The following is a 25,113-nucleotide window of genomic DNA, read 5'->3' as shown; positions in this document are numbered from 1 at the left end:
AACAACTCTATGTCTAATACTGTTAGTAGTTTGTTATTTAGTTTCGCTATACCTTATCTTCAACAAGAGTAAATTTAGTGTATTGGCAAATATCCATTAAAGATACACCTCTTTTTAAGCTTATAGGCTTGTTCACTATAATATATTCAAAGGATGAACTTTAGTGATATTGATTACATTTATAAATGTATTTGCAATAAAAAAGTTTTCTATATTTTTAGATTTCAACGAAATGGTGCTATAATATATATATCCTCCTATACGGGATAGCAAGGAGGACATATATATGCAAGCTGGAATGAAAAGTTTATTAAATAGTTTTTGGGAGGTGAATATAGTGGAAGTTAGACAACATAAATCTGTATTTTTTGCTGTTTTAGCAGCAGGATTATATGCGATTAGTTCTCCTATATCAAAACTATTATTAAAGGAGATTCCTCCTACACTCATGGCTTCATTTCTATATCTTGGCGCAGGAATTGGAATGTTCTTTGTTAGCTTTGCCAAGGGGAAGAAGTATAAAGAAAAAGCAGAAGGGAAACTTACTAAACAAGAACTGCCCTATACAATCGGCATGGTTATATTAGATATTGCAGCCCCTATTTTATTAATGGTAGGACTTACTATGACAACTCCTGCTAACGTGTCATTACTTAATAATTTTGAAATTGTAGCGACATCATTAATCGCTTTACTAATTTTTAAGGAATCTATCAGCAAAAGACTCTGGGGTGCTATATTCTTAATTACTTTATCAAGTATTATCTTATCTGTAGAAGATGCAAGCAGTTTTTCTTTTTCTTTTGGTTCAATTTTTGTACTGCTAGCATGTATCTGCTGGGGACTTGAGAATAACTGCACAAGAAAGTTATCTATAAAAGATCCATTACAAGTCGTTGTTATTAAGGGGTTTGGTTCTGGAATTGGTTCATTGCTAATTTCATTATTATTAGGTGAGAAAATTAGTAATACTTCTTATATCATAGCAGCCCTTATATTAGGATTTTTCGCTTATGGATTAAGTATTTTCTTATATATTCATGCTCAAAGATACTTAGGAGCAGCAAAGACCAGCGCCTATTATGCTATAGCACCATTTATTGGTGTTGGACTATCATTAATAATTTTTAAAGAAGTACCAACATTATCATTTATTGTTGCCTTAGCAGTTATGCTTATAGGAGCATATTTTGCTTCAACAGAAGAGCATTTCCATAAGCATACCCATATTTTATTAATTCATGAGCATATCCATAGTCATGATGATAACCATCATAACCATATTCATCCTGAACCTGTTATAGGAGAACATATTCATATCCATACCCATGAAAAATTTACACATACTCATAAACATAAATCAGATATTCATCATTGTCATGTCCACTAAATTATTTCATATGTTTCATAAAAGCACCTGCAAGTCGTTTAATACTTACAGGTGCTTTTACTAATTTTAATATCTGTTACTATATTTTTCATATAATTGTTTAAATAATTTAACATGTAGTTCTTCATCAAGAATTATTCTTTCCAGTAGCTCTCTTATATATCTATCTTGTATTAATGTTAAATGATACCTGTAGTTTTCTATAGCCTTCTGTTCAGACTGAATATCTTCCATTATCATTTCTGTTATAAACGTAGTAAAGTTAACATATCTAGGAGTCCAAAGCCTCCCAGGAGGGCAAGCATTATCAATATATATTGGTTTAATTCCTAATAGCTTAATAGTCTCTCCTAAAAGTTCTAGATGCTTCATTTCAGCCATAGATACTCCACCAACAAGCTCTGCGTAGTCCTCATATTCACCATCACTTACAAAATGCTGATATACATATAAGTTAATTGCTGTAAACTCACTTACATCTCCTGAGTAATCCTTTAGAAGAATATTTGCATACTGTACATTTGGTCTTTCGATCCTTGGTTCTGGATAAGGTAAGTTAACAATATATTTTGTATGCTTTGAAATATCACCTGGCATATTTGCCTCCTAAAAATAAATACATAATATTCTATTCCTTATTTATTTTAAATATTCCATATAGCAACTTTACTTAGTACCAAATAAATCTTTAAAAAATAATTTCACAAATTCATCACATTTACTTGCTTTTATTGTCTTCACAATGCTTAGAAAAAGATTTTTCATGTTTAATAATAAAAATGTCAAGAATGTCAATGCTGATGAAGCTTATAAATTAATAAATGAAAATAAAAATATGATTATTCTTGATGTAAGAACCAAAGGTGAATTTGAGTCGGGTCATATACCTAAAGCTAAGAACATACCCGTTCAGCAGCTATCTACAAGAATTAAAGAATTAGAAAAATATAAAGATACCCCTATTCTTGTACACTGTACATCAGGTGGAAGAAGTCCATCTGCAGTAAAATCACTTGTTAATAACAATTTTACTCAAATTTATCATCTTAACAGAGGTCTTATGTCCTGGAAACACTAATTAAAGAAATAATTTAAAAATAAAAAACTACGACAATGAAATTTTTTCTCTTTCATTGTCGTAGTTTTTTATTTTTAGTTTAATATTTACCATACATTCAAGTTTTAATTTGCAGCATACTAATAATGTTATTAAATTTACATATAAAAAGGAGAAAAGCTATGAAAAGAAAATTTGGTTTTATTACTTTTGTAACAGTATTTGTGCTTAGTAGTTTTATGACTGAAATGAATTTTTACACAGTTGAGGCAAAAACTCTAACAAATTTAAGCAAATTTGTACCTTCTACAACTAGCAATCTTATAGGTGCAGAAGCTGCAAAAGCAGATACAGATCTAACCCTAGCTGACATGCTAACTTATGCAATTCAAGATGAATATCTCGCAAAGGCAAAATACTCACTAGTAGTAGAAAAGTTTGGTCAGCAGCGACCATTTATTAATATTATTAGTGCGGAAGTAACTCACATTAACGCCTTAACTCCGCTGTTTACCAAGTACAATGTTGCTCTTCCTGAAGATAATTCAAAGAACTACATTAAAACACCAACTAGTATAAAAGAGAGTCTTGAAAATGGAGTTAAAGGCGAAATTGAAAACATCGCTATGTACGAAAGATTCCTAAAACAGGACATTCCAAGTGATGTAAAGACAGTTTTCACAAGGCTGCGAAATGCTTCCCAAAATCATCTTCAAGCATTTCAAAGGGCTCTAAGTTCATATTAAAAACAGCTTATATATCCTGATAAACTTTCTATCTTACATAATTAGTTTATAGGATATATAAGCTATATTACTTTTTAAGTATATTTTAGTATTTTCCAACCATATTCCAATCTCTTTCTATTCCTGGCTGACCACTTTGCCAGTTTGCTGGAATTGCTAGATTAGTCTTTTTACTATACTGAAGCGCTTGAATAATTCTTATAATCTCATTAATATTTCTACCTACAGATTGTGGATTTATAAATATGGCTTGAATAATGCCTTCTGGGTCTACTATAAAAGTAGCTCTATAAGTGAATCCCTCTTTTTCATTTAAAACACCATACTTTTTAGATATTTCCTGAGGTCTATCTGATAAAAGAGGAAAATTAACTTTTCTTCCTGATGGCGAAACTTGTGTAAATACCTTGTGTGAATATATACTATCAGTGCTTATTCCAAATATCGCTGTATTTAATGCCTTAAATTCATTAATTTTTTCAGCAACTGCTGCAAGCTCTGTAGGTCAAACAAAAGTAAAATCAGATGCATAGAAAAATACTACTGCCCATCTTCCCTTTTGCTCATTAAAATTTATCTTAATTCTCTCTCCAGCTAAAACACCTTCTAGACTAAAATCAGGTGCTATGTCTCCGATTTTTAGACAATTGATTGAGGTTTCTGATAGTCTTTCTAATGGCTCAGTTCTTTCAGTTATATCATCATCAAAATTAGACATAGAATTATACCAGCAATAATAAGGAAATCGTTCATAAGGATAATTCATTGCTACCTCCTAAAAATACATTTTATATTATACTATGTATTTTATGAGCTTTGTGTGATGAACTCCTCAAACACTTATACTATGTTTTCTTATAAACTCTTTTCTACAGTACTCACTGCAGAAGTAATAGGTTTGCCCATTAATTGTTTGTTTTATCGCAGTATCAGGATTTACTGTCATGCCGCATATTGGGTCTTTCACAGCATTCAATTGGTTTGTTTGCTGACTATATTCACCATTATGATTGTGCTCAGAGCCTCCGCTGCAGCATCCTCCCCCGTGAGAATGTCCACTGGTTGAGTGAGCCTCATGAGAATGTCCTCCGCAGCATCCGCCTCCTTTAACCATCATAAACACCATTAAACCAGCAAATAAAATATATATCCAGTTATTTAGTATAAATTCCATTACATAACACTCCTTCTATTTCTATCTTAAATTTTATTTTTTAATTTAATATTATTCTCACCTTTCCACTAGTTATAGAATCATTAATAATATCACGTATCTCTTCTTTTGATATTCTATTATTCTTATATATAACTTCAATTACCTTTGTATTAATATCAATACTAAATTCTTCGACAGTTGGTATATGACTGATTGCTTTTGATGCATTTATAACACATCTATAACAAAGGATATTGTCCTCTTTAAATTTCAATGCATTTCTTTTCATTTTGATCTCCTCCCTGCTTTCTTTAATAAAAATATAACCCCAAATTGTGAAGCAATTATGGAGAAATACTTTTTGCAAAAAAGATTTATAGTTAATTCCTATGTTGCAATAGCTTTACTATAATTACTTCATACGGTCTTCATAAATCTTCTTTATAATAGTTGCTATAGACCAAAATATATCTATCGGAGGTTAAAAAATGAATCACCCTAATTATGTGTATGCCATTAATGGAAATACCAGAAAAGAGCATAAGATACTTCAAATATTACTTGCTCTAGCTTTATCCTTATCAATAATTTTAGTATCAGTAAAGTTAACATTAATGTTCAAGCCTTTATATTATTTTGATATCCAATATCTAAACATTGAAAAACAATCAGGCTTTAGCAGAAGTGAAATAGTAGAAAATTATAATTATGTTATTAACTACTTATTAAGCCCAATTCAACAAGAATTTAAGCTACCCTCTATACCTTATTCAAAGTATGGACAAATTCATTTTAAAGATGTTAAGAGAATTTTTACTTCTATAGATATGCTTTTCATAATTAGTGCTATAGGTTTAACACTTAATATCAAACGTAGAAATTTCAACTTCATTAGACAGACTTCTTTAATGCTGGTATTGCTTCCAGCAACCCTATCAGCTGCCTTAATTATTAATTTTGATAAAGCTTTTGTAATATTTCATAAAATATTTTTTAGAAATGATTATTGGCAGTTTGACCCTGAAATAGATCCAATCATAAATATATTACCTCAAGAATTTTTCTATCATTCTGCTTTATTAATTGTTATCTTAATAATCTTAAGCATTATATTCTTAAGATTACTTCATAAAAAACTACTTTATAAGAAACAGGTCTAGAATACCTGTTTCTTATAAACATGAGTTTATTTTTATACATAAATGTATTTAGGATGCTATTTCTCCACATTTCCTCCACAATTTATATGTACACTTTTATTTTATTAAGAAATTTCATAAAATAATGTATCTACATAGGGAGGAATATGGGGTGAAATCTAACTATGATACCAGTTTACATGAAAAAATTGATTCGTTAAGACAAAAGCTTGAAAGTCTAATTCTAGAAAATAATCTTAAACAAAGCGACGAAATAGTTCAGGTGAGCCAGAAATTAGACAAGCTAATAATAATTTATTATAATCAAAAGTGTGGATAATTATATTTAATATTGGAGGAATTATATATGAAGTTTACTATTCGAAAAAAATTATTCCTTGGTTTTGGAGCTCCATTACTTCTAATGGCTCTATTAGCAACCTTAGGATTATACGAAATAGGTGAAATAAATCATAATGTAGAAGATATGTACAAACAGGTAAATGCTGTTAACTACATAAAAGATGCCCAGTTTAATGTTGCTAGAGTACAAAGAGCTGAAAAAAATGTGCTTTTAGCTTCAACCTTAGAAGAGAAAAAAGAGCATGTAATGCATATTGATGAGGCTTACGATGAAGGGATTATTAAAAATCTTAATATGTATAAAGAGCTTCCTCATTCCAGTAACAAGGATAAAATAGATTCATTAATTCAAAATGTTAATACTGTTAGAAAAAAACAGCAAGAACTTATAGAAAAAAGTATGAACAATCAAAATGATGAAGCATTGGCTCTTTCAAATAATAATGCTAATTTATTTAAAAATATAGAAAATGAAATAGTTAATATTGCCGAAAGCAGCATTGAAGTATCTGAACAAAAGCATAATGATAGCATGAAAATCTATACTGATATAACTAAGTTCGTTATTTTAATTAGTATTATTGCTTTAGTCTTAAGCATAATCTTAACAGTTATTATATCTTCTTCTATCATTAAGCCACTTCAGAAGAGTATATCTTTTGCTAAAAACTTAGCGAATGGTGATTTAACTGATAGTCTCATATTAAAATCAAAAGATGAGCTAGGAATACTGACAAATGCATTAAATACCACGGGCATAAGACTTAAAGGAATTGTTGCTAAAATTAAAGCAACATCTTTAGAGGTTAATATCGGTAGTGATCAGCTTGCATCTGCTCTAGAAAGTGTAAGTAGTTCAACAAACGAAATAGGTACAAAAATTATAAATGTTTCAGACAATATGCAAGATATTGCCACCTCCGTGGAAGATGTAAATACCAATCTTGAAGCTATAACTCTAAGCTCAAGTAAGGTTTCCAATCTTACAGAAGAAGCTAAGAATAATTCACTTACCTTTAGAGAGCATGCTAATAAAGGTAAACAATCTGTTGATATAACAGTTTCAGCAATAAACCATATTGAAAATGCAACAAAGGAAGTTAAAAGTACAATAAGCGATTTATATACATTATCAAATAAAATAGGTGATATAACTTCCATGATTAGTAATATTGCTAAGCAAACTAATATGTTAGCTCTAAATGCTGCTATTGAAGCTGCTAGAGCTGGCGAGCAAGGTAAGGGATTCTCTGTAGTTGCTGAACAGGTAAAAAAGCTTGCAGAAGAAAGTGCATCTGCAGCAAACAGTATAGAAAATATGATTTCTGAAGTAAAATCTAAAACAGATATTGCCGTAAAAAATATATTGATCACAGAGTCTAAAGTTAAAGAAGGTACTACAGTAGCAAATGATGCAGAAAGTCAAATTAATTTAATAATAGAAAATATGAACACTTTAGTTAGCAGCTTTGAAAAAATATTTACCCAAGTAAGCAACCAAGCTTTATCAACGGGGAATATATCACAAAATATGAACAATATAGTAAATAATGTTCAATTGTTGTCTACGGTATCCCAAGAGATAAACTCTAATATTGAGGAACAAATAGCTGTTACAGAAGAGATTACTTCAACATCTGAAACTCTTGCCAGCATGACAGAAACTCTAAATTCTATGGTTGAATATTTTAAAGTATAAGAAATCAAGAATATAAAATTAATTAAAGCCTGTCGCTTCCTTAATAGAAGCTGACAGGCTTATTAAATATAGCTATATTTAAGGGATTACAGGAATCTTTTGTACATTATGGATTAGCTATTCAACAGGTTTATTTAGCTCAAGTGCTTTAGTTTCATCTTTATTTTCACAACAACTTGATTTTTTATTGCCACCAAACATCATTGGTATCATTCCAATCATCATTATCGGGCATAGAAATGGTACTATCTTTGACACAAAGCTTCCAGCGTTTGGACTTATTCTTGATATTAATGGTAGAAACCCTACAATAACTATAGGTAGTCCACAGCAGAGAATCATATGAAGCATATGCTTTAATGGACTATGATTATGACCTTTGTGATTTTCCTTGTTGTTTCCGTGACAATTCATAAATGTTCCTCCTGCATAATAGATAATTTTAAAATCAAATATCTTATGTTCAAATTCTATAATATTAATATAAAGACAATATGAAGAAAAATAGATTTTAATAAGGTTCATAAAATATTAACTTCTTCATAATTCCTCCATAGTTTCTCTATATAATTAGTTACATAAGAGATATTCGATTTAATCAAATGAGGAGAGCGAGTGGTTTCAAACTGCTCTGTGCTTCCGACTAAAAGGAGGAATTAAATTATGTTTTGTGGTGGTTTTGGAGGATACGGTTTTGGTTCTGCAGGTCCTCTAAGTTATACCTGGATGTTCTTAGCTATGGGATTTAGATTACTAGTATTCATAGGTTTAGTAGTTCTGGCTGTGAAACTATTTAAAAGCTATACTAATAAATCCGAGGATAATATGAGAATACTTAATGAAAGATTTGCTAGAGGTGAAATTAGCGAAGAAGAATATATAAGAAGAAGAACAATTCTTTCACAAAAAAACTAGAGAGCTAGCTCCCTAGTTTTTTTAATAAGTATAAACTATAATAAAATCACAATATTTGTAGTTAGAGGTGATATGATGAGTAATGAATTTAAAATACTAGTTGTTGATGATGAACAAAAGATCGTAGATGTGGTTAAAGCATATCTTGAAAAGGAAGGTTTTGAAGTAGTTACAGCTAAGGACGGCGAAGAAGCTTTAAATATATTTAATAATGAAAATATTCATCTTATAGTTTTAGATTTAATGATGCCTAAAATAACTGGTGAAGAAGTGTGCAGTAAGATAAGAACCACTTCCAGTGTACCTATCATTATGCTTACTGCAAAAGCCGAGGAAGATGAAAGAATAGAAGGAATATCTATTGGAGCAGATGACTATTTAACTAAGCCTTTTAGTGCACGAGAACTTGTAGTAAGAGTTAGGGCTCTCTTAAGAAGAGCCTACAGAGATGTTACCCCTATGGCAGACATTCTAACCTTTAATCACGGAGATTTAGAAGTTGATGTGAAAAAAATGATAGTAAAAAAACAAGGTAAAGCTGTAGGCTTAACAACAAATGAGTTTAAGGTTTTAACAATACTCTTAACTAACCCTGGTCAAGTGTTTTCAAGAGATCAACTTGTAGAAAAGGCTTTTGGAATGGATTATGAGGGCTTTGATAGAACTGTAGACACTTATATAAAAAACATTCGCCAAAAGGTAGAAGATAATCCTAAAGACCCAATATATATAACAACTGTTTATGGAATGGGATATAAGTTTATCCCGAGCTAAGCTGTTTATCTAGGCTAGATTAGAAAAATGAAATGGAGGGAAATAATGAAAGCATCCTTAATGAAAAAGCTGTCTTTAGGTTTTCTCATTGCTGTTTTAGGCTCAATCATTTTGGCAAGCCTTATATCAAATTATACGGTAGGAAAAAAGTTTAAAGATTACTTAGTAGATGAACATAAGACAAAAGTAAATAATGCTGTAAAAATAATAGATGATGTATATAGTAATAAAAAAAATCCGACAGATATTGATACTGATGAAATACAAAGATATGCTCAGCTTCAGGAAATGTATATTGAAGTTAAAGATTTAAACAACAATACAATATATACTTCAGGAAATTCTCATTTGCAGCATAACCCCATGATGGAAAATATGATGAGAGGTATGATGCATAATTTTTCTGAAATGAATATAGGTGAATATAATGAGGAAAAACATCCTTTAATTGTAAATAATGAAAATATAGGTACTATAATCATTGGATACTTCGGAACCTCTTATTTATCTTCTGCATCAGTTACATTTATAAGCACCTTAAATCATTCCTTTATACTTTCAGCTATTGCAGCATTGGCTTTCGGATTTGCTATCAGTGTAATTATCTCTAAACAACTTTCAAAACCTCTTGTTGAAATTACAGATACGGCAAATAAAATGAGAACTGGAGACCTAGAAGTAAGAGCTAACGTAAATACAAATACTAAAGAAATAGATGAGCTATCAAATTCCATTAACTATTTAGCAGAAACTTTAAAAACTCAAGAGATGCTCAGAAAAAGATTAACTTCTGACATGGCTCATGAACTTAGAACTCCGCTTACTACCCTTAAGACTCACATTGAAGCTTTTATGGATGGTATCTGGGAACCAACTACTGAAAGGTTTGAAGCTTTTTATGAAGAAATTGAAAGACTAACAAAAATGGTAGACAATCTTCGTAACTTAGCAAAGCTTGAGCAGACTAATCTAAATTTAAATAAAAGCAAGGTTAACCTATCAGAGGAATTAGAAAAAATTATAGATACTTTTAAGCCTCTTTATATTAAAGAAAATTATGAGTTAACTAGCAGCATAACCCCTGAAATAACTTCAATGGTAGATAAAGATAAATTCAAACAAATAATGAATAATTTGCTTTCAAATTCTTATAAATATTTAAACCCAAATGGAAAAGTACATGTCATACTAGAAAAGAAAAGACAAAATATAGTTATCAAAGTTATAGATAACGGTATAGGAATACCTGAGAAAGATCTGCCCTTTATATTTGAACGTTTTTACAGAAGTGACTTGTCGAGAAATAAAAATACTGGCGGTTCTGGTATAGGTCTTACTATTACAAAGGCTTTTGTTGAAGCACATGGCGGAAAAATATATGTAGAAAGCAAGGTAAATGAAGGGACTATATTTACTGTTGAACTTCCAAGTAGAGAAGTTATGTAAAAAATTATTATTTCAAAATAGTCTTTTTCATATTTCCTACACAATTTGGTGATAATATATGTGTATAAGGTTGTTAAGTTATAATACAACCTTATGTAGACCTCAGTTTGATAAACATTTACTTCATAGTAAAGAGAAGATTAGTTTCTCCCAAACCAATCTTCTCTTTACTATTTTATTTACTTTCTATAGTATCCCTCATTTTTCTATATTGCTCTTCATCAATTTCTCCCCTTGCGTATCTCTGTTTCAATATTTCAATTGAATTATCGTTAATTGTTATATTTGAATTTCTTTTTCCACTGGTAGTTATTTTGTATGCTGCTATAGCAATTATAATAATAAGAACTAAAGGAATAAGCCAAAACAAACCTCCCCATGACATCATGTCATATCCACGTCCATATCTATATCCCATCATAATTTATATCATCCTTTCTATAATAAGAATATCGTTATACTATTCAACTAAAAACTGCCCCATCATTCCTAAATCTTCGTGCTCAAGTATATGGCAGTGATACATAAAAATGCCCTTATATCTAAAAGTAGTAATAGCCTTTACTGTTTCTCCTGGAGCAACAGCTATTGTATCTTTAAACCCTTGTTCATTAGCAGGTGGCTTTTTACCGTTTCTATCTAAAATTAAAAACTGAACTCCATGAGCATGAAACGGGTGCATCATATGCATAGTGTCATTTTTTATTTGCCAGATTTCTGTAGCTCCATATCTTACTCTTTCATCAATTCTATCCATATTCATTTGTTTTCCATTAATATTTACACCTCTTCCCATTCCTTGAAAAGAGAAGGTTCTAGTGACAGTTGCACTTTCAGTTGGAATTTTACTTATCTTTGTTAATTGCTTGGGTAGTATACTCGTATCATTGCTACTTTCAGTAACCTTGAAATTCATAAGATTAGCATTATTACTCTTAAGGGTAATTTTATCTCCTACTTTATATTTTGAAAAATCTACTATAATTTCTGCTCTTTCTGCAGGTGCTAAAATAAGTTCATTCGTTTCAACTGGTGCTTCTAAAAATCCTCCATCAGTAGCAATTTGATAAAACTTGTTGTTATCACTAAAGCTAAACTGATAAACTCTTGCATTTGATCCATTAAGTAATCTTAATCTTACTTTTTCAGTTTTCACATCTAAGGTAGGATTTATAGCTCCATTGATAAGAACTACATCACCTATCATACCATTCATCATATCAGCCATACTATTTGCATAAACTAAGCTTCCATCACTTGAAAATCTCCTATCTTGAACAACTATTGGAATATCGTTCTCTCCATATTTTTTAGGAATATCTAAATTATTTGACACATCATCCTCTATAAGAAATAACCCAGCTAACCCTTTATATACTTGTTCACCTGTTTTATGTAATAAATGAGGATGATACCAAAGTGTTGCAGCTGGCTGATCTATAACAAAAGTTGCATTATAAGTCTCGCTGGGCATAAAAGACTGCTGCACATTGCCATCTACTCTTCCAGGAAGTTCTAAACCATGCCAATGTAGTGTAGTTGCTTCATCTAAAGAATTTGAAACTGATACATTTACCTGGTCACCTCTTTTAACTCTAATAACTGGTCCTAAAAAATCACTATTGTACCCATAAGTCTCTGAAGATTTCCCCTTAATAAATTCCTTAGATGATTTTTGAACATTTAATCTGAAATCCGCTATGTTGTCTCCAGGGTTTAAATCCTCAAGTATAGGTGGAATTGGAAGCTTATTTTCTTCGTTAGTACTTGAAATACTTCCTTTAATAGTATTTTGAAAATTTACTCCTGCTCTTATTCTTGTTATGGCCAATACACTGTATCCAACTAGTAGGAAAACAGAAATTATTAAGACAGTTATCCACTTATTTTTGGTTTTCAATTCTCATCCCTACTTTCATTCTTGATAAAAGTAGTTTTTACATTTTTACACTCAAATATTAGCAATTAAGAAATTATAAAAGCACATTATGAAAGTTGTTTTTAACATCTATTTAAAACTAACAGTTTTCTTCATACTATCTACATAATAATTTCCTATTATTAGTAGTGAGATGCTGAATTTAGATACGAGGTAAAATATAGACTATGAAGAAAGTACATTATTTAACCAAAAACTTTATAGCTTACAGCTTTATAGCATGTTTTATTACTGCCATCATGTTAATAGCATTTATAAGTTTTCATGTAAAAAAGGACAAGATATCTTCTGAACAAAAAATGATTCATTTAACTTTACATTATATAGTTGAACCTGAACTAAATGTTGAAGATTTTCAAACCTATATATCAGAGCAAAAAAGTAACTTTTTAGATAATAAGTTACAGCCTCTTATAGGTGACGGTACTATTTCTTATGTTCGGATATGGAATAGAGAAAAAAGGCTTATTTATTCTTCTAATGATAAAAAGACTAATATTGATAATAATAGTTTAGAAAAAGCCTTAAAAAATAACATAACCTACATAATAACTAATGATAGTGGTAAAGTTATTAAATTTTATTTGCCCATCAATTACAATAATAAAACTGTGGCTACATATGAAGTAGTAAAATCCTACAGTGATATAAAATTTCATATTAAAGAATTAACAATCATTATTTCTTTAAGCATATTTTTAGGATTAATATTACTGTATTTTCTTTTAATAAGAGTTATAAATAATAGCTCAAAAACCTTAATAAAGCAAAATCAGGATTTAGTAGTAAGTAAATTGGAGACTGAATTAGCATATTCAAAACTTAATGAATCTTATAAACATACTATAATTGCTCTATCTAACTCTATTGATGCAAGAGATCCCTACACTGCTGGTCATTCTGAACGTGTAGCACGTCTTTCATTAGATATTGGTAAGGAGCTAGGCTTAAATAAGGATAAATTAGATACGTTGGAAATAGCAGCTTTGTTACATGATATTGGCAAGATAGGAATATCTGATGATATATTACATAAGACAGGCAGGCTTAATGAGTATGAATATGAAAAGATTAAAGAGCATCCTTCTATAGGTGTGAACATTTTAAAAGATATAGACTTTCTTAAAAATGCTGTCCCCTTTATACTTCATCATCATGAAAGATTTGATGGTTGTGGATACCCATTAGGAATAAAAGGTTATGAAACACCTTTAGAAGCTAGAATAATAGCAGTTGCGGATTCTTACGATGCTATGGTTTCCGATAGGCCTTATAGAAAAGGGCTTTCTCAAGATATAGCTATTTCTGAGTTAATAAAGTTTAAAAACATACAATTTGATGGATTAGTTGTGGACGCTTTTTTAAAAATAGACAACCAAAACAAAGAAGAACTAGAATAAATATGCTAGTTCTTCTTTGTTTTTAACAAGCTACAACACAATTTTTTCCTTTAGACTTAGCCTGCAGCAATGCACTATCAGATGCTTTTATCGTTTCATAAACATCACATCCGTCTTCTGGATGACATGCTACTCCTAATGATAGTGTTATTCTTAAAAATGAGTTAGTATGTAATTTATTCATTCCTATTCTGATATTCTCAGCTATTTTCTCTGCCTTATCTTTGGAGCAATCCTTTAGTAATACTACTATCTCTTCACCTCCATATCTATAAACATCACCTTCACTATCAACTGTAGACTTAATTACTGTGCTTACATCTTTGAGTACAATATCCCCTGTTTGATGTCCATATTTATTATTAAAATCTCTAAAATTATCTATATCTATAAATATTATTGAAAACTTTTTATGTTCTTCTAATGACTTAATGTGATTGTCAAATGCTCTTCTATTATAAAGTTCGGTCAGCTTATCGGTTTCCAAGTTTGTATGCAATAATTTATTTGTTTGTTTCAAGGCAGCATATTTTTTGTAGAAAAACAGCACTATAAGATAATTTACAGCTTGGAATAGTATCCCCGTGGAAATGCAGTGAAGTGCTATTCCACCAAATAAAGGCATAATCATAAAATGATAAGCTACTCCATATATAAAACCTGTTGATATCATTGAGATAAATAAAATAACCTCTATACGATACTTCATAAATCAGTACCCTCCAAATTACTTTTAGCATTAAATCACGCTTATGTACCTAATTAGATTATATCAATTCTATATGTAGAAATTATGAAACAAAGTGTAAGTATGTTGTAATAGAAAAGCTTTTGTATAATGCTTAGGAGGCTTAAATCACTAAAGCCTCCTAAGTTAAATTAGCTTTTATTTTCACTTACTCTTAGAAAGAATAGCCAATGGATTAAATATAAATAATGTAATATAAATAGCTGCACCAATATATATAGTTATGCTAAACCCAAGCTTCATGGATATAATAACAGCTAAAGTTGAACCTAACACAGAGAAAATACCGTTTATCCCAATCATAAGAGGAACTATACCCTCTTCCCCTTTGAGGCTGCCAAGTTTTTTAAGTCCTGAAGGAAAAGCCATTCCCATAAGAAGTCCCATAGGTAATAAATCCAAAAATACAACTATAAATTTATACGTTGTTTGCCAATCTTTTGTAAGATTTAAAATAGAGCTTAACCCCATCTGATTTACTAAAATCATAATTCCGGCAGCTAGAATATAATAAGGTGATTTTGAAACATATTTTTCAACTATTCTATTTCCACTAATAAGGCTTCCTATGCCACTTGAAATAAGCAAGCTGAATACTATAAAACTAAAGGCTATAGAAGAACTTCCAAAGTATAACACCATCTTCTGTATAAGAGGAATTTCAACCAGCATATAAGCCACTCCTAAAGATGCAAAATACAATGATGTCTTTTTATATTCAACCGTAGTTAAAAATTTCTTCTTAACTACTAATACTATAGTTAAGATTAAAGCTAATATGAAAATCATTTCCACAGGAATAAATTTAGAATTATTATAGAAAAATGGACTATTATCAGCAATTGGCTTGGAATTAAAGCTTATGTTGTCTATAAGCTGCTCATAAGTCATTTTTTCAGTTTTTAAAGATTTATATGGCTCTATTTCATTTCCAGGAAAGTGAATCATGTCTCTATTTTGTATACTTGCAGTATTCACTATTGAATTAATATCCTCTTGAGTAAAAGGCTTATTTCTAAATATAACTAATGGCATAGCTATTCCACTTCCATGAACTTCACTTTCTGTTTTTGTAACTCCATTTATTATAGTAAAATAGTTTGTAACATCCTTTTGTTTTATTCCTTTGTCTAATAATACTTTAATACCTGTATTCACTACCTTTATAAGATCCTTTGAGTCATGAACCATAAAGGTTAGCTTGCCATCTTCTGATAAGTGGTTTAAATACTGATTTAATGCTTCTTCTGTAAATATATAATATTCAGCTAAAGAATACATAGTGTTTTCCACGGAATTTGTCATTACCATAGATAGATATATATTATCGTACTTATCCTTGCTGTTTTCTATAAAATATCTTCCATCCTGGTTATACAAATTAACTCCTGGATAGTTATATATGTTACCGCTGAATTCTTTAAACTCATTTACAGCTGCTATAGTAGAAGGATTTATTTCCACTGCATCAATTTTTATATTTCCTCCAAGCAGTGCAAAAAGAACGTCTTTTCCTCCGCCTGAACCAATAACAAGTGATTTTTCATTCTTCCCAAAGGAGAAAGGAATATAATTAACTTCTGATTTTAATTCTTTAACTGAATCTAAGTTCCCATTAAACTTTACAATTGGAGCAGCTGCACCGCCATCGGTAACTATAAGCTTTTCATTATCACTTTTAATATCAATTACATCTGTCTTCGATATAGCATCCCATTTTGAAAATACAATTTCAGCAGGATTCTTTGAGTTTTTATAACTTCCTATTACTGTAACAGGGCTTGTATAATAAGAGCTAAAATTCTTTCCTACAATATCTATTAAATTTCCCCTTATAAGCAGTATACTCATTACTATGAAACCAATTGAGGATATAATAGTAGTCTTTATTATTCTATAATACAGACTAATCCCTATGGCTGAAACAATTCCAAATGCAGTAACTATAATAACACTTCCTAAGAATCCAAAAGAGTTCATGAGTTTAATGATAAGAAGACTTCCGAGTCCAGCGCCTAGTAAATCCATTAAATAAAGTTTATTGCTGCTGTCTGTTCTTTCTTTAAATATAATTGAGGTTATTATACCTCCCAAAATAAACGGAAAAAGAGCAGCAGGGATGTATAACAAAAAGGTAGGGGTAAAGGGCAGGAAGTACATTAAGGCTATAGATAAAATAAAGCTTACAGGTAAAAGTACAGAAGTCCATGCCAGTATTTTTTCCATGCTTTTCTGTTTCTTAGATAATTTATAGCTTATTATGGCTCCAATACCACCTCCAAGAATTGCAAAGGATACTACTATAAAAACTAAGCTGTAACTTAATATTGCTGAGAATAATCTAGTTAGCAGCGTCTCATATATAAAAAGAGACATTGCAGTAAAAAACATAGAAAGATAAATATATATTGTATTTTTATTCTTGCCATATAAACTATTATTTTGTGGCATAGTTTTTTCCTCCTCTATTATTCTTTATAGCAAAGAAGAACTAGACTGCTATGCTAGTTCTTCTTTGCAGGAAGTTATCTTCCCATCATGGAATTGTGTATATCAACCATTTCTTGTCTGCTTACTGAACCCATCATTTTAGCCATGCCTTCGTAACCATTATTTTTCATAATATCTGTCATTTGATTATATTGCTCATCTGTAATATTATTCATAAAGTTGTTCATAGAATCAAAATCCCTATTTTCCATAGCTTTAGCAGCATCTTCGAATCCATTGTTTTTCATTAAGTCAATCATTTGGTTATAAGTTCCATTTGAGTTTATATTGTTTTGATACATCATCCCTCTGCCAAAACCAAAGTTGTTTTGAGTATTATTTTCCTTTGCATATACGGCAGTTACTGCTCCTATAGTTAATATAGCTGTTGTCATCATTACTAAAACTTTTTTCTTCATTTAGAATCTCTCCCTTTTTTATTTGATTTTTATTTAGTTCGTTTCTATGTATATATAATAACTTTAAATTGTGGAGGAATTATGAAAGATATATTTAAATAAAAAAAGATGATAAAAACCTACCTGATAAAATTACAGGTAGGCTCTTACTATGTTTGTGCATCTATAACATCATCTTTACTTCCCTCAATTGTGACAATAATATTATTAGGAAGGCATACTATGCTCTGGTAGCCTTTATCTATCCAACCTGTATCTGAGCAAATAGCATTTGGACATATTTCCTTATCCATTTCAAGCATTCTTACCTTTCCATCTTTAACTTCAAGATAACCTATATTTCCATTAAACTCAAATTCATAAGTTTTACTTTTACTTGTTGTGTTTAATGGAATATTCTTCGCAACTTTATTGTCTACCTTAATAACTATATTACTATTTCCCTTATTTGACTTCGCGAGCATCACAATTCCTGTAGGTAAGATACTTAATATTAGAAGTACTATAATAACTATTTTATCTAATATTTTTAGCTTTAATATTTTCATTAAAATCCTCCACTAGTTCTTTTATTAATATGAGTAACCACACTTTACTATATCAATAAAATATGAAGAAAATATGATGTTAAAGCAAGAAAAAAATAATGACTATATTTCTAGATTAAAATTAACCTTAGAAATATAGTCATTAATATTGTTAGTTATATATTACTTTTTGAAGCTTATACCATTTGGCTCTTCATCTACTGGTATTGTTGCAATTACTTTATTTGTTTCATTGTCTATTACACTAACTGTTGCTTCATACATATTAGTTACATATACAAACTTGTTATCTGGACTTACTACTACTCCATGAGCTCCCTTGCCTGTTTCTATTGTAGCTACAACCTGCTTTGTAGTTAAGTCAACTTTTGAAACAGTGTTAGAAGGATTTTTCTCTGTTCCTTGGTTTGCAACAAAGGCATATTTGTTATCATTAGATAGATATACTTGAGCTGGTCCTACCCCTACCGCTACCTTTTCAATTTTATCCGTAGCTAGGTCTACTATAGCTAAGTAATTTTCAGCATTTACTGTTGCAACTAAAGTCTTACCATCTTTAGTTATCGCTGTGGTTACAGGTGTTTTTCCAACCTTTATTTTCTTAATTTCTTTGCTATTTGCAATATCAACAACACTTACTGTATCTTCTCCCATATTTGCTACATAAGCAAACATACTATCAGCAGAAATTCTAAAACCATGAGGACCTTTTCCAACTTTTACGTTATTTATTAATTTATAAGTTTTTGCATCTATTATAGATACATTATTATCTTCATTATTTGTTACCACAGCATAATTTCCGTCTTCAGTAAATACTATATGAGCTGGATGCTTGCCTACTTCAACTTTTTTAATTTGCTTTCCTGTTTCTACATCATAAAATATTGCTGATCCATTCATACTCATGGAACCATGGTCTGTTTGCCCTTTTTCCATTTTAACTGCTGATGTATAAGCAAACACCTTGCCATCTGGTGATACTTGAACGTTATGTGGAGAGCCTTCATCCTTAAAGGTCTCAACTACTTTATTTGTAGCAGCATCTATTTTAGATATGCTTCCACTTTCATTGGCTGTGTATATATAAGATGGAGATTTTTGTTCTACCTTAGTCTCAGCTTTATTTTGCTCAGGTGCTGCCGCAGGCGTTTGAGTATTTTTTACAGAATTGCTGCAGGCTGCAAGAGTCAAAGTTAGTACCACAGAACTTCCTATAAGCTTGAAATATTTTGATTTAAACATATGTTTCCTCCTTTTGATGTTCATCTTCATCTGACAATGATTATTGTATTATATAGTTATGAAGATGATGTGAAGAAACTTTATTTTTTAATATATGATATTAAAAAGATATTAATATTATTTTTAGATATCAATATTTTATTTTGATAGGCTTATTCTTTATCTTATAAGTTATTATAAAGCATAAACTTTATTGTTTCTGTAACTTTTATCACACTAAAAAATTAATACAAAAAGAGATATGATCTTTAAAACCATATCTCTAGTTAATATCAATTCATATATTCTACTAAGTTTAAGCAGCTTGTTCTTTTAATTTATTATATTCAGTAATAGCTTCTGTATATATTTCTTCAATTCTATTATTTATCTCATTATAATCATTTGCAATTTTTCTTGAATATTCTTCTTTAAATTTTTTACTGAACAACATTTTTAATATTCTCATATCCTTATCCTCTCCTCGTAATTTCTATATTAGAAGCTTACACTTAAATTGTGGGGACATTATGAAGATATAAAATATTATTTATTATTCTACTTTAATTTGTCCCATCATACCTGCTTCTTCATGTTCAAGAATGTGACAGTGGTACATATAAGTACCCTTTCTATTAAACTTAACTATAAGTCTTACTTTTTCGTTAGGTTCAATATATACAGTGTCTTTCCATCTGCTTTCTTCTGGAGAAGGGGCATTACCGTTTCTTGATAAAATTTGAACCTGTGTGCCATGAATATGGAATGGGTGCCCCATTTCATGCATCATAGATCCTGGATTTGTAATTTCCCAAATCTCTGTATCTCCAAGTTTTACTGTTTCATCAATTCTATTCATATCAAACTTTTTATCGTTTATTGATACCATATGACCCATACCTTGAAGCTCAAAGCTTCTTATCTTAGTAGCTTGTGCTTCTGACATTCTTTCTATATTCATTAAAGTACTAGGTACTTCAGTTGTATCTTTCCCATCGCCTATAACATTAAAGGTCATAATGGCTTCCTTATCACTCATAAGTGATAGCTGCGTTCCCTTTTCATACTTTGAAAAATCCACTATTATTTCTGCTCTTTCTCCAGGTGATAACATAATATTCCTCTGGCTAACCGGTTTTTCTAAAAATCCACCGTCAGATGCTATTTGATAGAATACATCTCTATTATCTAACTTTAAATTAAAGTTACTTGCATTAGCACCATTAACTATTCTAAATCTCATCTTAACTCTATTAACCTCTAAATTAGGTTTAATAGCTCCATTAACTATGATAGTATCCCCTGTTGCTCCATCCATCATATTCGTATTGTAAATAAAACTGCCGTCCCTACCAAAGCTTCTATCTTGAATTACTAAAGGTATATCATTTACTCCATATTCCTTAGGAATATTTAAGCTTTTTGATACTTCATCATCCACATAGAATAGTCCTGCTAAACCTTTATAAACTTGGGTAGCTGTATTTCCTCCAAAGTGCGGATGATACCACAATGTTGCAGCCTGTTGATTTACTGTAAAACTAGGCTCCCAAGTTGTTCCTGGTTCAATTCCTTGATGAGGGCCCCCATCCTTTTCTCCTTCTACCTCTAGTCCATGCCAGTGAACTGTAGTTGCTTCTTTTAGCTTGTTATTTACGTGCACATTTACTTGCTCACCTTTACTTACTCTGATGACAGGGCCTAAGAAGCTTCCGTTGTAACCCATAGTTCGTGTCTTGGTATTTGGTAAAAATGAAGTTTCTCCTTCTTGAGGTTCTAAAGTAAAATCCGCAATATTAGGATCTGGATTTTTATCCTCTAATAGTGGTGGTATAGGAAGTGTACTTTTTGTTTTACTTGTTTGAATATCTATATTAACTGCACTCTTGTTTATTTTAAAATAACTAATCATTGGTTCTAAAAGTGTAATATATCCAACTGCAGTTAATCCGACTGTAAGTCCAATACCTAATAACATATGTTTATTCTTACTCATTTTTATTCCTCCATAAATTATTAATACTAATTAATAATAATTATACTTTATCATTATGAAGGAAATATGAAGAATACTATTGTTAATGGTAATAAAAAAGAGATACAATTTATAAAAATCATATCTCTAAATTAACTATGCTTTAATATCGATTTTTGAACCTAAATTACTATCCTTTGCTATATTCTTTGAATCTATAGAGCCTGTCTGATTGTGCATACCCTTCATATTGCAGTTTGGGTCCATTTTATTTTGATTACTCATTTTAGTCATGTTATGATTTGAATGACTTTTAGATATGTTTTCCCCAGCTTGTTTTGTTCCATAGGCTGTCTGCAGGTTTGATAAGGTATTGCTTCTTGTTACTTGCATAAGTACTCCTCCTAGTTATTAAATAATATTGTACTTTTAATATATCTTATAACTATGAAGACATTATGTAGATTTAATATTAAATGAATTATTTCAATATAAACATAATTTAAAATAAAAAACTCTTATAAATAATTTAATGAGGTTTAATTACTTATTCTAAATTGGTATAATACAAAATTTAAAGTACATAATAAAAATCGTGAATATTTTTCCGAGGAGTGATTTAGATGGGAGTAGCAACGATGGTAACAAATAATATGCAATCATGTATAGATGCTTGTAATAAATGCGCACAAGCATGTTATGAATGCTTTGAAGCTTGTCTTAACGAACCTGACTTAACTGCAAGAAATCATTGTGTGAAAATGCTTATTGAATGTGCAAAGATGTGTGAAATGTCTGCAGGATTAATGTCTATGAATTCTCACTTTGCAAAACAGCATTGCAAGATGTGTGCTGATATTTGTGATGCATGTGCAAAAGACTGCAGCATGTTCAAAGACGAACACTGCCAAAAATGTGCTGACATATGCAGAATGTGTGCTGACGAGTGCAGAAAAATGGCTAATATGTAATTGCTACCAAAACCAGCTATCAATTAGCTTTGATAGCTGGTTTTTACATATATTTTAGGAGCATTGATAAAAAATATTCTTAAAGGAGGTTGATATCTTGATTTGGTTATCATTAATTCCTGCTGTAGTAACAATAATTTTAACATTTAAGACAAAAAAACTTATAGTTTCTTTATTTGCAGGAGTTTTGGCAGGTACTCTAATTAGTAAGGGTCTAATAGGCGGCATTACAGCAGTTGGGGAATATATGATGGATGCTGTTGCAGATAAGGAAAGTGCCTATACTTTATCATTTTTGATTGCATTTGGTTCTCTGGCAGAATTAATTGAAATGGGCGGAGGGATTTCAGGCTTTAGTGAGAAAGTAAGCAAGTGGGCTAAAAGTGAGAAAGGTGTTCTAGGATGGGCTTGGTTATTAAGTATTATAACCTTCTTTGACAGCTCGTTTCATACTATTGCAGTTGGAACTGTACTGACTCCACTTGTAAACAAAGTTAAGGGATCAAAAGAAAAGTTTGCCTTTATTTTATCTGTAACAAGCCTTCAACTTATTTTGCTAATTCCAATAGCCACAGCTTATTTAGGCTATATGGTAACACTAGTTACAAATAATATTAAGGATACAGGAATAACTGAAAATGCATATACCCTTGTTGTTAAAAGTGTCTTTTGGAATTTATTCTCTTGGATTATGATTGTTATAGCTGTTGGAGTTACTTTATTTGGATTAGGCTTTGGTAAATTTAAAATAGGAAAAGCTACAGAAGAAAAAGAAGAATTTACAAAAGGACACATTGAAAAGGAAGAGCTACTAGGAAAATCAGTTGAAGAATATCCTAAAAACAGTAAGAATTTAATAGTTCCCGTTATAATATTGCTTATAAGCACTATTTTCTTTTTCTGGTGGACAGGAAAAAGCAAAGCTACTGGCTTTTGGGGAGCATTAAGTGCTGCTCAATTCAGCGTTTCCATATTCTCAGGTGTAATATTTACCCTTTTTATAACTACTGCTTATTTTATGATGCAAAAAATAAGTTTGGCTGAAATTGAAGTTCATATAGTTAAAGGCGGAGAAAAGGTACTTTCACTTGTTATTATTCTTATTCTCAGCTGGGCACTAACCTCAGTTACTCAAGATATGGGATTTAATAATTTAATTAGTGAAAGCTTAATTAAAAGTATACCAAAATTTCTTATACCAGCAATTTTATTTTTAATAAGCGGGATTATTTCCTATACCATTGGTTCATCATGGGCAACTTGGGCACTTATGATGCCTCTTGCTGTTAATTTTTCAATTAACTCAGGAGTTTCAATTTCCATAATGATAGGTACAGTTTGGGCAGGTGGTGCAGTAACAGATATAATATCTCCTCTTTCTGCTCAAATGGCGGATACATCTTTTGGGAAGCATCTGACTACATCATTTCCATTTGTCATTGCAGGTGCAATAATCACCACAATTGCTTATGTTGCTGTAGGCTTTCTTACATAATAGCTATGGATATAAATAACTTATTACACAGGGATGTATTTCCTATAAGGCTAATCCCTGTGTAATTTCTAAAGCAAAATATAAACTACTATACCTTACTTATCGTTTGTAATTACTATATTTTTAACAATATCGCTATATAGGTCTTTTACCTTTATACTACCAAATCCTGCATTATACACATTTTGAACTGTTTTTCTATTTATATTTGCGCCATAAGTGTTTACTACAATAGGATTTAAAATATCCATAATAAGACCTAGTATCTTATTTTCACTTCTGACATGTTCAATCATTATTATTTTGCCATTTGGCTTACAAACTCTTCTCATTTCCTTCAACCCCTTCATAGGATCAGGAACTGAGCAATAAACACAAGTTGTAAATACCATATCAAAGGTATTATCCTGAAAATTCATATCTTGTGCATCCATTTGTAGGAGTGTAACTTGCTTATTATATTTTTCTGACTTTTCTCTAGCTTTTTCAAGCATTTTTTCACTAAAGTCTATGGCTGTTATATCAATATTATCTGGATAATATTCTATATTCTTACCTGTACCAACTCCTACCTCTAATACCTTTCCCTTAAGCTCCTTCATTAAATTGATTCTCCACTCTTTTAATGACATCATTTCCATAGGGCTTTCCAATATATCATAAAATCTTGATGCTCTATTGTATCTTTTACGTATTTTTTCTGAATTAATATCCATTTATATCTCTCCATTTGTTTTTATTATAAAAAAGGATAGAGTTTTTCTATCCTTTTAGCATTCTTACCATATTTCTTATTTTGCATTGTTTATTGCAGTAACTAATATATTTTGAACTTCCTTTGCTGTATCTTCTAAATCCTTATAGTTAAGCAATCCAATAAGTTTATCTGGACTCATCATGCCAATTTTTACTTCACTGTTTTCCTCATAAACCACTAATTTGCAGGGTAGAAAATAGCCTACATCAATATGTTGTGTAAGTACCTCTTTTGCTTTATGAGGATTACAAACTTCTAATATCATAAAATTGCTATCAAAATCTATACCTTTTTCTTTTAACTTATCTTTAAAATTCAACTTCCAAAGCACACCAAATTTTTGCTCTTCAAGGCTCTTTACTATACTGTTAACAGCTTCATCAAAGGATTTATTTGTTGATATTTCATATTTAATATTCTCCATAAAATCATCTCCTGTAGATATTAATATTCTCTGTGCAA

The 25,113-nt window shown here is 30.5% G+C and carries 29 protein-coding genes; 12 read left to right on the top strand and 17 right to left on the bottom strand.

The window, feature by feature from the left end; genetic code table 11:
* The first annotated feature begins 286 nt into the window (after positions 1 to 286).
* Positions 287 to 1,390 carry a DMT family transporter gene (locus C1I91_RS14985; RefSeq protein ID WP_238475788.1) on the top strand — a complete coding sequence of 368 codons (1,104 nt, stop codon included), beginning with the start codon at positions 287 to 289 and terminating at the stop codon, positions 1,388 to 1,390.
* A gap of 66 nt (positions 1,391 to 1,456) precedes the next feature.
* On the opposite strand, the gene C1I91_RS14980 is transcribed toward C1I91_RS14985, so the two are convergent.
* Positions 1,457 to 1,987, bottom strand: coding sequence for a ferritin-like domain-containing protein (locus tag C1I91_RS14980; RefSeq protein ID WP_128213581.1), 531 nt, complete (start codon positions 1,985 to 1,987; stop codon positions 1,457 to 1,459).
* Between the two features lie 166 nt (positions 1,988 to 2,153).
* On the opposite strand from C1I91_RS14980, the gene C1I91_RS14975 reads away from it, so the two are divergent.
* Positions 2,154 to 2,468 (top strand): rhodanese-like domain-containing protein, encoded by a 315-nt coding sequence (locus C1I91_RS14975; protein WP_128216004.1) that lies wholly within the window; start codon positions 2,154 to 2,156, stop codon positions 2,466 to 2,468.
* A 161-nt stretch (positions 2,469 to 2,629) separates the two neighbouring features.
* The gene (locus C1I91_RS14970) at positions 2,630 to 3,193 is read left to right on the top strand and encodes a ferritin-like domain-containing protein (protein ID WP_164880549.1); all 564 of its coding nucleotides are present in this window, start codon (positions 2,630 to 2,632) and stop codon (positions 3,191 to 3,193) included.
* 85 nt (positions 3,194 to 3,278) lie between these two features.
* Here C1I91_RS14970 and C1I91_RS28975 read toward each other — a convergent pair whose 3' ends face one another.
* The 3 genes from C1I91_RS28975 to C1I91_RS14950 form a co-directional block, all read right to left on the bottom strand.
* Positions 3,279 to 3,911 carry a peroxiredoxin gene (locus C1I91_RS28975; RefSeq protein ID WP_238476045.1) on the bottom strand — a complete coding sequence of 211 codons (633 nt, stop codon included), beginning with the start codon at positions 3,909 to 3,911 and terminating at the stop codon, positions 3,279 to 3,281.
* 114 nt (positions 3,912 to 4,025) lie between these two features.
* Positions 4,026 to 4,367 carry a YHS domain-containing protein gene (locus tag C1I91_RS14955; protein WP_128213578.1) on the bottom strand — a complete coding sequence of 114 codons (342 nt, stop codon included), beginning with the start codon at positions 4,365 to 4,367 and terminating at the stop codon, positions 4,026 to 4,028.
* A gap of 40 nt (positions 4,368 to 4,407) precedes the next feature.
* Positions 4,408 to 4,638 (bottom strand): heavy-metal-associated domain-containing protein, encoded by a 231-nt coding sequence (locus tag C1I91_RS14950; protein WP_128213577.1) that lies wholly within the window; start codon positions 4,636 to 4,638, stop codon positions 4,408 to 4,410.
* Positions 4,639 to 4,837: 199 nt separating this feature from the next.
* On the opposite strand from C1I91_RS14950, the gene C1I91_RS14945 reads away from it, so the two are divergent.
* The 3 genes from C1I91_RS14945 (at position 4,838) to C1I91_RS14935 (ending at position 7,550) form a co-directional block, all read left to right on the top strand.
* A complete protein-coding gene (locus C1I91_RS14945) occupies positions 4,838 to 5,509 on the top strand; it encodes a TIGR01906 family membrane protein (protein ID WP_164880548.1) in 672 nt (223 codons plus the stop codon).
* Positions 5,510 to 5,660: 151 nt separating this feature from the next.
* On the top strand, positions 5,661 to 5,828 hold the full coding sequence (locus C1I91_RS14940) for an aspartyl-phosphate phosphatase Spo0E family protein (RefSeq protein ID WP_164880547.1): 168 nt from the start codon (positions 5,661 to 5,663) through the stop codon (positions 5,826 to 5,828).
* A gap of 27 nt (positions 5,829 to 5,855) precedes the next feature.
* Positions 5,856 to 7,550: a methyl-accepting chemotaxis protein gene (locus tag C1I91_RS14935; protein ID WP_128213576.1), complete on the top strand. Its 1,695-nt coding sequence runs from the start codon at positions 5,856 to 5,858 to the stop codon at positions 7,548 to 7,550.
* Between the two features lie 117 nt (positions 7,551 to 7,667).
* Here C1I91_RS14935 and C1I91_RS14930 read toward each other — a convergent pair whose 3' ends face one another.
* On the bottom strand, positions 7,668 to 7,964 hold the full coding sequence (locus C1I91_RS14930; protein ID WP_128213575.1) for a hypothetical protein: 297 nt from the start codon (positions 7,962 to 7,964) through the stop codon (positions 7,668 to 7,670).
* A gap of 249 nt (positions 7,965 to 8,213) precedes the next feature.
* Between C1I91_RS14930 and C1I91_RS14925 the strand changes: the two genes are divergently transcribed.
* The 3 genes from C1I91_RS14925 to C1I91_RS14915 all read left to right on the top strand — a co-directional run bounded on the left by C1I91_RS14925 (position 8,214) and on the right by C1I91_RS14915 (position 10,685).
* Positions 8,214 to 8,465 (top strand): SHOCT domain-containing protein, encoded by a 252-nt coding sequence (locus C1I91_RS14925; RefSeq protein WP_047002049.1) that lies wholly within the window; start codon positions 8,214 to 8,216, stop codon positions 8,463 to 8,465.
* Between the two features lie 75 nt (positions 8,466 to 8,540).
* Positions 8,541 to 9,239 (top strand): response regulator transcription factor, encoded by a 699-nt coding sequence (locus C1I91_RS14920; protein ID WP_128213574.1) that lies wholly within the window; start codon positions 8,541 to 8,543, stop codon positions 9,237 to 9,239.
* Between the two features lie 45 nt (positions 9,240 to 9,284).
* Entirely contained in the window at positions 9,285 to 10,685 is a 1,401-nt protein-coding gene (locus C1I91_RS14915) for a sensor histidine kinase (protein WP_128213573.1), read from the top strand.
* Between the two features lie 175 nt (positions 10,686 to 10,860).
* Here the strand turns inward: C1I91_RS14915 and C1I91_RS14910 are convergent, their stop codons facing one another.
* Positions 10,861 to 11,106: an SHOCT domain-containing protein gene (locus C1I91_RS14910; RefSeq protein WP_047002052.1), complete on the bottom strand. Its 246-nt coding sequence runs from the start codon at positions 11,104 to 11,106 to the stop codon at positions 10,861 to 10,863.
* A 39-nt stretch (positions 11,107 to 11,145) separates the two neighbouring features.
* Positions 11,146 to 12,585: a multicopper oxidase family protein gene (locus C1I91_RS14905; RefSeq protein ID WP_128213572.1), complete on the bottom strand. Its 1,440-nt coding sequence runs from the start codon at positions 12,583 to 12,585 to the stop codon at positions 11,146 to 11,148.
* A gap of 206 nt (positions 12,586 to 12,791) precedes the next feature.
* Between C1I91_RS14905 and C1I91_RS14900 the strand changes: the two genes are divergently transcribed.
* Entirely contained in the window at positions 12,792 to 14,024 is a 1,233-nt protein-coding gene (locus tag C1I91_RS14900; protein WP_128213571.1) for an HD-GYP domain-containing protein, read from the top strand.
* Positions 14,025 to 14,046: 22 nt separating this feature from the next.
* On the opposite strand, the gene C1I91_RS14895 is transcribed toward C1I91_RS14900, so the two are convergent.
* The 8 genes from C1I91_RS14895 to C1I91_RS14865 all read right to left on the bottom strand — a co-directional run bounded on the left by C1I91_RS14895 (position 14,047) and on the right by C1I91_RS14865 (position 21,821).
* Positions 14,047 to 14,733, bottom strand: a complete 687-nt coding sequence (locus C1I91_RS14895) for a GGDEF domain-containing protein (RefSeq protein ID WP_128213570.1) — start codon at positions 14,731 to 14,733, stop codon at positions 14,047 to 14,049.
* Positions 14,734 to 14,916: 183 nt separating this feature from the next.
* Positions 14,917 to 17,223, bottom strand: coding sequence for a spermidine synthase family protein (locus C1I91_RS14890; protein ID WP_128213569.1), 2,307 nt, complete (start codon positions 17,221 to 17,223; stop codon positions 14,917 to 14,919).
* A 74-nt stretch (positions 17,224 to 17,297) separates the two neighbouring features.
* Positions 17,298 to 17,681, bottom strand: coding sequence for a hypothetical protein (locus C1I91_RS14885; protein ID WP_128213568.1), 384 nt, complete (start codon positions 17,679 to 17,681; stop codon positions 17,298 to 17,300).
* 149 nt (positions 17,682 to 17,830) lie between these two features.
* Positions 17,831 to 18,229, bottom strand: coding sequence for a NusG domain II-containing protein (locus C1I91_RS14880; protein WP_128213567.1), 399 nt, complete (start codon positions 18,227 to 18,229; stop codon positions 17,831 to 17,833).
* Positions 18,230 to 18,391: 162 nt separating this feature from the next.
* Positions 18,392 to 19,474, bottom strand: coding sequence for a YVTN family beta-propeller repeat protein (locus C1I91_RS14875; RefSeq protein ID WP_128213566.1), 1,083 nt, complete (start codon positions 19,472 to 19,474; stop codon positions 18,392 to 18,394).
* A gap of 295 nt (positions 19,475 to 19,769) precedes the next feature.
* The gene (locus tag C1I91_RS28225; RefSeq protein ID WP_155594204.1) at positions 19,770 to 19,922 is read right to left on the bottom strand and encodes a hypothetical protein; all 153 of its coding nucleotides are present in this window, start codon (positions 19,920 to 19,922) and stop codon (positions 19,770 to 19,772) included.
* A gap of 84 nt (positions 19,923 to 20,006) precedes the next feature.
* Entirely contained in the window at positions 20,007 to 21,449 is a 1,443-nt protein-coding gene (locus tag C1I91_RS14870; RefSeq protein ID WP_128213565.1) for a multicopper oxidase family protein, read from the bottom strand.
* Positions 21,450 to 21,584: 135 nt separating this feature from the next.
* Positions 21,585 to 21,821, bottom strand: coding sequence for a hypothetical protein (locus C1I91_RS14865; protein WP_128213564.1), 237 nt, complete (start codon positions 21,819 to 21,821; stop codon positions 21,585 to 21,587).
* A 230-nt stretch (positions 21,822 to 22,051) separates the two neighbouring features.
* Here C1I91_RS14865 and C1I91_RS14860 point away from each other — a divergent pair, with 230 nt between their 5' ends.
* Positions 22,052 to 22,399, top strand: coding sequence for a four-helix bundle copper-binding protein (locus C1I91_RS14860; RefSeq protein WP_128213563.1), 348 nt, complete (start codon positions 22,052 to 22,054; stop codon positions 22,397 to 22,399).
* A gap of 97 nt (positions 22,400 to 22,496) precedes the next feature.
* On the top strand, positions 22,497 to 23,894 hold the full coding sequence (locus C1I91_RS14855; RefSeq protein ID WP_128213562.1) for a Na+/H+ antiporter NhaC family protein: 1,398 nt from the start codon (positions 22,497 to 22,499) through the stop codon (positions 23,892 to 23,894).
* A gap of 95 nt (positions 23,895 to 23,989) precedes the next feature.
* On the opposite strand, the gene C1I91_RS14850 is transcribed toward C1I91_RS14855, so the two are convergent.
* Both C1I91_RS14850 and C1I91_RS14845 read right to left on the bottom strand, forming a co-directional pair.
* Positions 23,990 to 24,610, bottom strand: coding sequence for a class I SAM-dependent methyltransferase (locus C1I91_RS14850; protein WP_128213561.1), 621 nt, complete (start codon positions 24,608 to 24,610; stop codon positions 23,990 to 23,992).
* A gap of 75 nt (positions 24,611 to 24,685) precedes the next feature.
* Entirely contained in the window at positions 24,686 to 25,075 is a 390-nt protein-coding gene (locus C1I91_RS14845; RefSeq protein WP_128213560.1) for a DUF302 domain-containing protein, read from the bottom strand.
* Positions 25,076 to 25,113: the final 38 nt, after the last annotated feature.

Origin of the sequence: Clostridium manihotivorum, assembly GCF_004015185.1 — a bacterium.
Taxonomy (GTDB): domain Bacteria; phylum Bacillota; class Clostridia; order Clostridiales; family Clostridiaceae; genus Clostridium_AR; species Clostridium_AR manihotivorum.
This window is presented reverse-complemented; position numbering and strand designations above follow the sequence as displayed.